The sequence below is a fragment of the Nocardia carnea genome, from assembly GCF_029869215.1.
GTDB lineage: Bacteria > Actinomycetota > Actinomycetes > Mycobacteriales > Mycobacteriaceae > Nocardia > Nocardia carnea_B.
The window spans coordinates 1-12,808 of the sequence record NZ_JARWPM010000332.1 but is presented as its reverse complement, the minus strand read 5'-3'; the positions used below and the strand labels follow the sequence as shown (position 1 = coordinate 12,808).

Annotated in this window: 1 protein-coding gene and 1 pseudogene; both read left to right on the top strand. The window is 68.6% G+C overall.

Annotated elements, in window-relative coordinates; translation table 11 throughout:
* The coding region (locus QH276_RS23260) for a hypothetical protein (protein ID WP_280398910.1) at nucleotides 1-364 on the top strand (364 nt) is incomplete at its 5' end.
* Nucleotides 365-982: 618 nt separating this feature from the next.
* Nucleotides 983-12,808, top strand: a pseudogene (locus tag QH276_RS23255) (non-ribosomal peptide synthetase); the annotation flags it as partial.

The following is a 12,808-nucleotide window of genomic DNA, read 5'->3' as shown; positions in this document are numbered from 1 at the left end:
CAGCGAACTCGGTGATGCGGAGTTGGCTCGCTTGCACGAGCTGATCCCCGCGGAGCTGCTGCATCTGCCGGTGGAGCGGTTGCGGGCGGTGTTCCGGACGGTGGCGCGGTCGGCGGAGTTGATCGCCGGCTACGAACCGGGTGTCTACCGGGGTGTCGTCGATTTCTTCCGCGCGGCCGTACCCACCCCGGGTGCGCAACAGGAAGAACCCCGGGCCGAACACTGGCGGCCGTATGTGTCGGGTGAGGTCGCCGAATACGAGGTGCCGGCGATGCACGAGGGGATGACGACGGCCGAGGCCTTCACTGTCATCGCCCCGCACCTGCTGGCCCGGCTCGGAAACACCTCCGGGGAGCAGGACTGACGGGATGTCGTACCGGCCAGGTGGCGGTGAGGTTCGGAAAGGGACGATCGACGGGGTGCTGTAATACCGGTTGGCCGGCGTTGGCCGGCATGCCTCGATCGGCAGTTCAGGAGTAGCGGAACCCGCCGGTGTAACCGGTCGGTCTGCCACGAAGCGCATGGCCGGCTGTGTGTGTGGGGGGACTCGACGGTGGAGCCGCGGTCTATCGGTAGCATGGTTCGAACGTCTATTCGAATCCTGTCCGGGTCCCTCGCGCGGCTGATCTTCTACGGTGCCCAGGCGGCGACGTTCACCCATGAGGCGAGGCGGGGGGACCCACCGTCTGGTGGCTGTGTCCTGTCGCGCTCGTCTATCGCGCGAATCACGGGACCCCGGCAAGTGGCCCTGAGCAGGTCGTTTCCCTCGGTGGTAACAGATGGTCATTCCAGGGCCATGTAATGATGGACGACGGCGACTCCGGCGGCGGTCGACCGTGCCCTGACCCGGGGCAGCCCGAATACGCGTACCGCGCGCCGGCGGCGGGTGCACCACCGGCGGAAGCTGACAAGGCAGGCAAGGCAGGTTGATGGTTTCGGTTGTCGGTGAGCAGTGTGACTACCACCAGGAAGTGAAACAGGCATGACCCGAACGGCCCGCACCCGCCCGGCCCGCGCCCGCCGCCCCCGGAGTACCACCCTGCCTCAGCTCATGGCGACGGCCGTGGAGACCAACCCGTCCGGTCTCGCCGTGCGCTACGTGGACGCCGCCGGAACCTCGGGTGAGCTCACCTACGCGGAACTGGACGAACGCTCCAACCGGCTGGCCCGACTGCTCATCGACCGCGGGATCGGGCCGGAGGATGTGGTCGCGATCGGGATCGCCCGCTCGCTCGAATCGGTGATCGCCGTCTGGGCGGTGGCCAAGACCGGCGCCGCATACCTACCGGTGGACCCCACCTACCCGATCGACCGCATGACGCATATGGTCGTCGATTCCGGCGCGGTGCTGGGCTTGACCGTGACCGGATCCGCGGCCGGACTGCCCGGCCGGGTGGAATGGCTATCCATCGACGACGCGGGTACCGCGGCCCGGCTGGCCGGCTATCCGGCCGAACCCGTGACGTTCGACGAACGGGTGCGCCCGCTGCGGGCCGAGCACACCGCCTACGTGATCTACACCTCGGGTTCGACCGGCACCCCGAAGGGTGTCGTGGTCACGCACGCCGGTCTCGCGGGTTTCTCGGCGGAACAGCAGGCCCGGTACCGGGTGGATCCCGCCGCGCGCACCCTGCACTTCGCCTCGCCGTCCTTCGATGCCTCGGTACTCGAGTTGCTGCTCGCCGTCGGCGGCGCGGCCACCATGGTCGTGGTCGCGCCGACCGTGTACGGCGGTGACGAACTGGCCGCATTGCTGCGGCGCGAACAGGTGACCCATGCCTTCATCACCCCGGCGGTGCTGGCGTCCATCGATCCGGTGGGTCTGGACGAGTTGCGGGTCGTGATCACCGGTGGGGAAGCCTGCCCCCAGGATCTGGTCCGCCGGTGGGCGGGCTCGCCGACGGCGAGCGGCCCGCGCGAGTTCTACAACGCCTACGGTCCCACCGAGGCCACCGTCATGGTCAACCTCAGTGGGCCCTTCGAACCGGAGCAGCCGGTCACCATCGGGGCGCCGGTTCGCGGCGTCACCGAATACGTGCTGGACGAACGGCTGAGGCCGCAACCCACCGGGATCACGGGCGAGCTGTACGTCACCGGTGCCCAGCTGGCCCGCGGTTACCACGACCGCCCGGGCCTGACCGCACAGCGGTTCGTGGCCAGCCCCTTCGCCGAGGACGGGTCCCGGCTCTACCGCACCGGCGACCTCGTGCGCTGGACCGCCGACGGATCGCTGGAATACCTGGGCCGCAACGATTTCCAGGTGAAGATTCGTGGTTTCCGGATAGAACTCGGTGAGATCGACGCTGTCCTCGCCGCGCACCCCGCGGTCGATTTCGCCGTCACCATCGGATACGAGCCTGCCAGCGGGGCCACCGTATTGGCCAGTTACGTGCATACCGTCGACGGGGCCGCCGTCGATGTCGAGGAACTGCTCGAATCGGCCGCGAACCGGTTGCCGGCGCATATGGTTCCGGCGAGTATCACTGTGCTGCAAGAGGTTCCGCTGACACCCGCCGGGAAGCTCGACCGCCGGGCGCTGCCGGAGCCGCAGTTGCGGACGAAAGCGTACCGGGCGCCGGAGTCTTCGCTGGAGAAAGAAGTCGCCGCGGTTTTCGCCGATCTGCTGCAGCCCGCGGATCCGGTCGGCGCCGACGACGATTTCTTCGAACTCGGCGGCAACTCGGTGCTCGCGACACAGATGGTCGCCCGGCTGGGCGCCGTCGTGGACGCCCGGATCCCGGCGCGACTGCTCTTCGAGGCCCCGACGGTAGCCGGATTCGCCGAACGGCTGGCCGAGATCAGCGGCTCCGGCGGCCGGGTCGCGCTGATCGCCGGCCCGCGCCCCGAGCGTATTCCGCTGTCGCCGGCGCAGCAGCGGATGTGGTTCCTGAATCGATTCGACGGTGCTTCGGCGGCCTATCACATTCCGCTGGCGATCCGGTTGTCCGGCACGCTCGATGTGGCCGCGTTGCGGACCGCCGTCGGCGACCTGGTCACCCGGCACGAGGTGCTGCGGACGGTGTACCCGGAGACCGAATCGGGCCCGGTGCAGCTGATCCTGCCGCCCGCGCAGGCGGTACCGGAACTCGCGGTGCGCTCGGTCGCCGCCGAGGAGATCGTGCCCGCGATGGCGGAGCTGGTTTCGGCCGGTTTCGACGTGACGGCCGAGGTGCCGGTGCGCGTGGCGCTGTTGCGGGTCGACGACGCTACCGGGGAGGAACGCGGGACAGGGGAATTCGTTCTCGCGCTGGTGGTGCACCACATCGCCGGTGACGGTTTCTCGGTGGGGCCGCTGACTCGTGATCTGATGACCGCGTACGCCGCCCGTTCCGCCGGCGCGGCGCCGGCGTGGGAGCCGCTGCCGGTGCAGTACGCCGACTACGCGCTGTGGCAGCGCGCCCTGCTGGGCGAGGAAAGCGATCCGGATTCCCTCGCCGCCGAACAGCTCGGCTACTGGCAGCAGGCCCTGGCCGGTGTGCCGGATCAGCTGGATCTACCGGCCGACCGGCCGCGTCCGGCGGTGCAGTCCTTCGCCGGCCGCCGGGTCGAGGTCCGGATCGACGCCGAGACCCATGCCGGTCTGCAGCGGGTGGCGCAGGAGCAGGGCGCCACCCTGTTCATGGTGGTACACGCCGCTTTCGCGGTGCTGCTGTCCCGGTTGTCCGGTAGCGATGACATCACCATCGGTTCGCCGGTGGCCGGTCGCGGTGAATCGGCATTGGACGATCTGATCGGTATGTTCGTGAACACTCTCGTGTTCCGGACCGAACTGGATCGCGGTGAGAGCTTCGCGGATCTGCTGGCCCGGCAGCGGGAGATCGATCTGGCCGCGTTCGCGCATGCGGATGTGCCGTTCGAGCGGCTGGTGGAGGTGCTGAACCCGGCGCGGTCGCAGGCACGGCATCCGCTGTTCCAGGTGGGCTTCACCTTCCAGAACCTGGCGCAGACCAGTCTGGAATTGCCGGGACTGACAATTTCGGGAGTCGATTTCGATGCCGCGGTCTCGCAATTCGACCTGAATCTCATCCTGAGCGACTCCTACGACGCCTCGGGAGCGCCGCAGGGTGTCGGTGGTTCGCTCACGTATGCGACCGCGCTGTTCGATCACGCGACGGTACAGGGATTCGTCGAACGGTTCACCCGGTTGCTGAGCGATATCGCTGCCGAACCGGCCAGGGCGGTGGGCGATTTCGACATCCTGGCTCCGGTCGAGCGGGCACGGGTGCTGGTCGAGTGGAATGCCACCGAGCAGCAGCTGCCGAAGCGGTTGCTGCTGGACGGCTTCGAGCGTGCGGCGGCCGCTTATCCGGATCGGGTGGCGGTGTCGTTCGAGGGTGCCGATCTCACCTATGGGGAGTTCGCGGGCCGGGTGAACCGGTTGGCGCGGTTGCTGGTTGCGCGGGGTGTGGGTGCGGAGTCGTTGGTCGGGTTGCTGGTGTCGCGGTCGGTCGACTTGGTGGTCGGCATGTATGCGGTGGTGGCGGCGGGTGGTGCGTATGTGCCGTTGGATCCGGCGCATCCGGCCGAGCGGATCGGCTACATCCTGGATACCGCGGCACCGGTGTGCCTGTTGTCGACCACTGCCGATGTGCAGGCAGTCGGCGCGGGGGTCCCCGCTGCCACGGGGGGCGCCGGTGCGGTCGGTACCGGTGAGAGTGCGGGCGTGCTCGCCGGTGTTCCGGTGCTGGCTTTGGACATGGTCGATACCAGCGGTTTCGACGGGTCGCCGGTGACCGATGCGGATCGGTTGGCGCCGGTGCGGCCGAGCAATACCGCGTATGTGATTTTCACATCCGGTTCGACGGGTCGTCCGAAGGGTGTGGCGGTGCCGCATTCGGCGATCAGCAATCAGGTCGCGTGGATGCTCGCTCAGTATCCGATGGATACGGGTGATGTCTATCTGCAGAAGACAGCCACGACATTCGATGTGTCGTTGTGGGGTTACTTCCTGCCGCTGGCTGCGGGTGCGCGCCTGGTTGTCGCGACGCCGGATGGTCATCGTGATCCGGCGTATCTGGCTCGGGTGATCGCCGAGCAGAACGTGACGGTGACGGACTTCGTGCCGTCGATGTTGACGGTGTTCGCGGCGCATACCGCTACCGGTTCGATCCCGACCCTGCAGCACGTGTTCGTGATCGGTGAGGCCCTGCCGCCGGAAACCGTGACTGCGATGCACGCGATCAGCGATGCCGCGGTGCACAACCTCTACGGCCCGACCGAGGCCGCGGTCTCGATCACCTACTGGCAGGCCACGGGTGCCGAGTCGGGCTGTGTGCCGATCGGTGTGCCGCAATGTAACAGCGGTGTCTACGTGCTGGATTCGCGACTGCATCCGGTGCCCGAGGGTGTCACGGGTGAGCTGTACCTGGCCGGTGACCAGCTGGCGCGCGGTTATGTGACCCGCCCGGATCTGAGTTCGGACCGATTCGTCGCCAGCCCGTTCGATCCGGGTGCTCGTATGTACCGCACGGGTGACCTGGTGCGCTGGACGCGCGCCGATATCGGCACCACTCAGCGCTCGCTGCCGGTGCTGGAATACCTGGGGCGTACCGATTTCCAGGTGAAGTTCCGTGGTCAGCGCATCGAGTTGGGTGAGATCGAGTCGGCGTTTCTGGCGCAGCCGCAGGTGAGCCAGGCCGTGGTCACCGTGGCCGGTTCGCAGCTGGGCGAGCAGCTGGTCGCCTACGTCGTACCCGCGCCGGGCGAGCAGATCGTGCAGGCCGATCTGCTGGACGCGGTGCGTGATGTGTTGCCGGTGTACATGGTTCCGGCGGCGGTCGTCGAACTCGACGCGTTCCCGTTGAATACGTCGGGGAAGCTGGATCGTAAGGCGTTGCCGGAACCGGTGTTCCAGGCGCGGGAGTTCCGGGCGCCGTCGACTCCGATCGAGGAGATCGTGGCGAATGTGTTCGCCGATGTTCTCGGTGTGGAGCGGATCGGTGCCGATGACGATTTCTTCGCCCTCGGTGGTAACTCACTGATCGCGACCCAGGTCGCCGCGCGGCTGGGTGCCGCACTGGATACGCAGGTGCCGGTGCGGATGCTCTTCGAGGCCCCGACCGTGTCGGAGCTGGCCGTGCGGGCCGAGCGCTCCGGCGCCGCCGCCCGGGAACCGCTGGTGGCCGGGCCGCGACCTGAGCTGGTGCCGCTGTCCTACGCGCAGCAGCGGATGTGGTTCCTCAACCAGTACGACACCTCCTCGGTGGCCTACAACCTGCCCATGGCAATCCGGCTCACCGGCCCGCTGGACGTGGCCGCGTTACGGGCCGCCCTCGCCGATGTGGTGACCCGCCACGAATCGCTGCGCACCTGGTATCCGCAGCGCGAGGGTGCGCCCGTACAGGTGATCGTGCCCGCCGACCGGGCGCGGCCGGATCTGCCGCTGGTCGAGGCCGCCCCGGACGAGGTGGTCGCGAAGGTCGCCGAATTCGCGGGCGGCGGTTTCGATGTCGCCGCGGATATTCCGGTGCGGATGCGGTTGTTCACGACCGGGCCGCGCGAATTCGTGCTGGTGGTTGTGGCGCACCATATCGCCGCGGACGGTTTCTCCATGGGGCCGCTGGCGCGGGATGTGATGACCGCGTACGCGGCCCGCGCCCAGGGCGAAGTGCCGGGCTGGAATCCGCTGGCCGTGCAATACGCGGATTACACGCTGTGGCAGCGGCGGGTGCTCGGCAGCGAGGACGATCCGGAATCGCCGATGGCGCAGCAGACCGCGTTCTGGCAGCGCACGCTGGACGATCTGCCCGACGAGATCGGGTTGCCGACCGACCGGCCGCGGCCGGTGGTGGCGTCGATGCGGGGCGCCACCGTACGCGGTGAGCTGGACGCGAGTGTGGTGCGGGACCTGGAAACGCTGGCGCGCGAGCGCGGCGCGTCCCTGTTCATGGTGGTGCACGCCGGGCTGGCCGCTTTCCTGGCGCGGATGTCGGGCAGCGGTGATATCGCGGTCGGTACGCCGATCGCCGGTCGTGGTGAGCAGGCGCTCGACGATCTGGTCGGCATGTTCGTCAACACGCTGGTGCTGCGGACCGCGGTCGATTCCGGTGCGCCGTTCACCGAATTGCTGAACCGCGCCAAGCAGGCGGACCTGGACGCGTTCGGTCATGCCGATGTGCCGTTCGAGCGGCTGGTGGATCTGCTGGCGCCGGAACGTTCGCAGGCGCGGAATCCGCTGTTCCAGGTGGCGTTGTCGTTCGAGAACAACGAGCAGCCGGCGCTGGAACTGGCCGGGCTGGAACTCGCCGGGATCGATCTGGCCGAGGGGGTCGCGCGGTTCGATCTGCAGTTCACGCTGACCGATAACGGTGCGGGCGGAATGCTCGTGCTGCTGGACTACGCGACCGAACTGTTCGACGAATCGACGGCCGAATCGCTGATCTCCCGGTTCGTCCGGGTACTGGCGGCGGTCGCCGCCGACCCCGGGGCCGTGGTGGGCGAACTCCGGATTCTCGACGACGCCGAGCGGGCCGGGATCCTGGCGCGGTCGGGTGGCCCGGCGGAACCCGCGCGCACGCTGCCGGAGTTGTTCGCCGCCGCCGCGCACCGGGACCCGTCGGCGCCGGCGGTGCTGTTCCGGGACGAGCGGTTGACCTACGGCGAGATCGACGAGCGGTCCAACCGATTGGCACGGGCATTGATCGCGCGCGGTCTCGGCCCCGAGGATCTGGTGGCGGTGGCGGTGCCGCGATCGGCGGATTCGGTACTGGCCGAATGGGCGGTGTCGAAATCGGGGGCGGCGTTCGTGCCGATCGATCCGTCGTATCCGGCCGAGCGGATCGCGCATATGCTCAGCGATTCCGCGGTCCGGGTGGGTGTCACGGTGGCGTCGGTACAGGCGGATCTGCCGGATTCGGTGGATTGGCTGGTGCTCGACGAAGCGGACCTGGCACAGTATTCGGCCGCCGCCGTCACGGACGCGGACCGGGTGCGGCCGCTGCGGATCACGAATCCGGCGTACGTGATCTACACCTCGGGCTCGACCGGCCTGCCCAAGGGCGTCGTCGTACCACATACCGGCCTGGCGAACTTCAGCGCCGAGCAGGTGCGGCGGTACGGGCTGACCTCCGATACCCGGGCCCTGGCGTTCGCGTCGCCGTCGTTCGACGCGTCGATCCTGGAACTGCTGCTGGCCGTCGGTTCGGGCGGTGCGCTGGTCGTCGTGCCGCCGGGGGTCTACGGCGGTGCGGAATTGAGCGAGCTGATTCGCTCCGCCGGGGTCACCCACGGCTTCCTCACGCCGTCGGTGCTGGCTTCGCTGGAACCGGCGGATCTGGCGGGTATGCGGGCGATCGTCGCGGGCGGTGAGGCCGTGCCCGCGGAGCTGGTCGCGAAATGGGCGGATACGCCCGGCCGGGCCTTCTACAACGGGTACGGCCCGACCGAGACCGTGATCATGTCGAATATCAGCGATCCGTTGCGGCCGGGCGACCGGGTGACGATCGGCGGCCCCATCCGCGGTATGCGGGCCTTCGTCTTGGACGATCGGCTCGGACCGGTGCCGGAGGGAGTGGCCGGCGAGCTGTATCTGGGTGGTGTTCAGGTCACGCGCGGCTACCATGCGCGCCCGGGCCTGACCGCACAGCGTTTCGTCGCCGACCCCTACGGTGAGCCCGGTGCCCGGTTGTACCGCACCGGCGATGTGGTGCGGTGGCGCCGCGACGCCGCCGGTACACCGGTGGTGGAGTATGTGGGCCGCAACGACTTCCAGGTGAAGGTACGCGGTTTCCGGATCGAGCTCGGTGAGATCGATGCGGCGCTGACCTCGCACGAGGATGTCGATTTCGCGGTCACCACGGGGCATGCGACCGGCGCCGGCGCGACTGTACTGGTGTCGTATGTGGTGCCCGCGCCGGGGCGTTCGGTGGATGTCGCCGCGGTGACGGCGCATATCGCCGAACGGCTGCCGTCGTATATGGTGCCCGCCGCGGTCATGGTGCTCGACGAGATCCCGTTGACCCCGGTCGGCAAGCTCGACCGGAAGGCCCTGCCGGAGCCGGAATTCGAAACGCAGACCGCGTTCCGTGGACCGCGCAATGCCGTCGAGGAAGTGATCGCCGACATCTTCGCCGACGTCCTGGGTGTGGACCGGGTCGGTGTGGACGATTCGTTCTTCGCGCTCGGCGGCGACAGTATCGTCTCGATCCAGCTGGTCTCCCGGGCGAAGGCACGGGGGGTGGTGTTTACCCCGCGTGATGTGTTCGAGCAGCGCACGGTGGCCGGATTGGCCGCGGTCGCCGAATCCGTGGAGATCGGGGATACCGCCGCGGCCGCGCTGGTGGAGTTGCCGGGTGGCGGGGTCGGCACCATGCCGCTCACCCCGGCCGCGCGGTTCATGGTGGAGCGGCCCGGTTCGTACGGCCGGTTCCATCAGTTGATGGCGCTGGAGCTGCCCGCCGGTATCGGCCGCGCATCGATCGCGGCGGTCGTGGGCGCGGTGCTGGACCGGCACGATATGTTGCGGGCCCGGCTGCGTGCCGAGGACGGTGACTGGCTGCTGGAAACCGCAGAACCGGGCGCCGTGGACGCGGACGCGCTGATCGACCACACCGTTTTCGATGCCACCGCCGGTGCGGAAGAGTTCGTCGACATCGCCTCGGCGGCAGTGGATGCCGCCCTCGATCGGCTCGACCCCGCCGCCGGTGTGGTGATCCGGTTCGTCTGGCTGGAACCCGATACCGCCGACCGGACCGGTCGTCTGGTGGTGCTCGCGCACCATCTGGTGGTCGACGGTGTGTCCTGGCGGGTGCTGATACCCGATTTCGTGCTGTCCGCGGTCGCGCACAGCGCCGGGCAGACGCCCGAATTGCCGGCTCCGGCCACCTCCATGCGGACCTGGGCGCACGCCCTCGAACGCACTGCGCACAGCGCCGGCCGGGTGGCCGAACTCGACTACTGGCGGACCGTCGCCGGCACCGCCGATCCGCTGCTGACTCGCCGGCCGCTGGATCCGGCGGTGGATACCACCGGAGTCGTCGAGGCGTACGGGGTCCAGGTTTCCCCGGAGGTGACCCGGACCCTGCTCACCACCGTTCCGGCCCTGTTCCACGGCGGTGTGAACGACGGTCTGCTCACCGCGCTCGTCCTGGCGACCGCGGCCTGGCGGGCCCGCCGCGTACCCGGTGCGCGGCTCGACGATCCGCTGTTGCTCCGTCTGGAAGGCCACGGCCGTGAGGAAGGGGTCGTGCCCGGCGCGGACCTTTCCCGTACCGTCGGCTGGTTCACCGCCATGTTCCCGGTGCGGTTCGAGCCGGCCGGGATCGATATCGAGGCCGCCCTCACCGGTGGTCCCGAACTGGGTGCCGCGCTGAAGGCCGTGAAGGAGCAGCTGCTGGCTGTGCCGGACAAGGGCATCGGTTACGGCCTGCTGCGGTATATGAATGCCGAAACCGCCGCCGAGTTGCCGCGGCAGATACCGGGCCAGGTGAGTTTCAACTATCTGGGCCGGATCGGGGCGGGCGAGATCCCCGAGGATATGCGCGATTTCGGCTGGCTACCGGCCGGTGACCTCGCCGGCCTGGACCCCGGCCACGACCCGGATATGCCGGCCATGGCGCCGCTGGATATCAACGCCATCGTGGTCGGTGACACGCTCACCGCGCGGATCGGCTACCCCACGACGCTGCTGTCCGCGGCCGAGGCGCGCGAATTCGGCGATCTCTGGGTGCGGGCGCTGGAAGCGGTGGCCCGTCATGCCGAAACCGCGGGCGCGGGTGGGCACACCCCGTCCGACTTCGGCCTGGTCGAGCTGGCGCAGCAGGATATCGACGGTTTCGAACAGCGGTACCCGATGCCGGTGGCCGATGTGTGGCCGCTGTCGTCGTTGCAGACCGGCTTGTTGTTCCACGCCCAGCTGGCCGCGGAGTCGGTGGATGTGTACACCGCGCAGGCGGTGCTCACCCTGACCGGCCGGCTCGACGCCGAACGCCTGCGGGCGGCGGCGCAAGCGCTGGTGGACCGCTACGAGAACCTGCGCACCGCCTTCGTCACCGATCAGCGAGGCAATCCGGTGCAGGTCGTACTCGACGGGGTGCGGATCGACTGGACCGAATACGACCGCAGTACCTCCGGTCGCGCCGATGATCTGATCGAAACCGACCGGCTGCGGCATTTCGATCTCACGGAACCACATCTGATCCGGTTCACCCTGATCAAGACCGCGCCGGATACCTGGCGATTCGTGGTGACCAATCACCACATCCTGCTCGACGGCTGGTCCATGCCGCTGCTCATGCGGGATCTGCTGGCGCTGTACGCCGTGCGCGCCGACACCGGCGTGCTGCCGCCGGTCCGTTCCTACCGGCATTTCCTCGACTGGCTGCGCCGGCAGGACCGGCAGGCCTCGCTGGCGACCTGGAGCGCGGCGCTGTCCGGGGTGGACGAGCCGACTCTGCTCGGCGGCCCGCTGTCCGCCGGGGACGCCGCCCACGAAATCGACAGTTTGTCTGGCGAGTACGTCTTCGAACTGGATACCGCGGCCACGGCGCGGATCACCGCGCTGGCCGCCGAACTCGGTATCACCGCCAATACGGTGTTGCAGGTGGCGTGGGCGATCCTGCTCGGCCGCACGACCGGCCGTGACGATGTGCTGTTCGGTGCCACCGTCTCCGGCCGGCCGCCGCAGCTGGCGGGCGTGGAGACCATGGTCGGGCTGTTCATCAACACGGTGCCGGTGCGGGTACATTTCGACCCCGCCGAACCCGCCCGCGCCCTGCTCACCCGTACCCAGGCCGAACAGGCCGATCTCCTCGATCACCACTATGTGGGCTTGGCGGATATCCAGGCCGCGGCGGGGATGGCCGCCCTGTTCGACACACTGCTGGTGTTCGAGTCGTATCCGGTGGACGCCGAGGGTATCCAGGCCCAGGCCACCGATATCGACGGGCTCGCGGTCACCGAGCTCGGTATGGAGGACGCCACCCACTACCCGCTGACCCTGGTCGCCTCGTTGAGTTCGACCTTGCAGATCCGGGCCGGTTACCGGCGGGATATGTTCGACGAGGCCGGGGTCCGGCAGCTCGCGGACCGGCTGGTGCGGGTTCTGACCACGCTCACCGACGCGCCCGGCCGTCCCCTCGGCGAACTCGATCTGCTCGACGACGCGGAACGCGAACTCGTCCTGCGCCGGTGGAACGACACCGCGCACGAGATCGATTCGGCCGCGACTCTGGTGTCGATGTTCGAGGGCCGGCTCGCGCGGACCCCCGAGGCGGCCGCACTGACCTTCGGCTCCGGAACCCTGACCTACGCCGAATTCGCCGCCCGGGTGAACCGCCTGGCACGGCACCTGATCTCGCTGGGCGTGGGCCCGGAATCGGCGGTCGGGCTGATGGTGTCGCGCTCGGTGGATCTGGTGGTCGGCATGTATGCCGTCGTCACCGCCGGTGGCGCCTATGTGCCGCTGGATCCGGAACATCCAGCCGAGCGGACACGGTATGTGGTGGAAACCGCGGCACCGGTCTGCGTGCTCACCACCACCGCAGATATAGCTGCGCTGGAACAGATTTCGGCCACCGGCGTGCCGGTGGTGGTCGCGGATACCGTCGAGCTGCCGGGATATCCGGATACCCCGGTGACCGATGCCGACCGGGTCGCTCCGTTGCGGCCGGGGAATACGGCCTATGTGATTTTCACGTCGGGTTCGACGGGCCGCCCGAAGGGTGTGGCGGTTTCGCACGGAGCGATCGTGAATCGTTTGGTGTGGATGCAGTCGGAGTACGGGCTGGAACCTGCTGACGTGGTGCTGCAGAAGACGCCGTCGACGTTCGATGTGTCGGTGTGGGAGTTCTTCTGGCCGTTGCAGATCGGT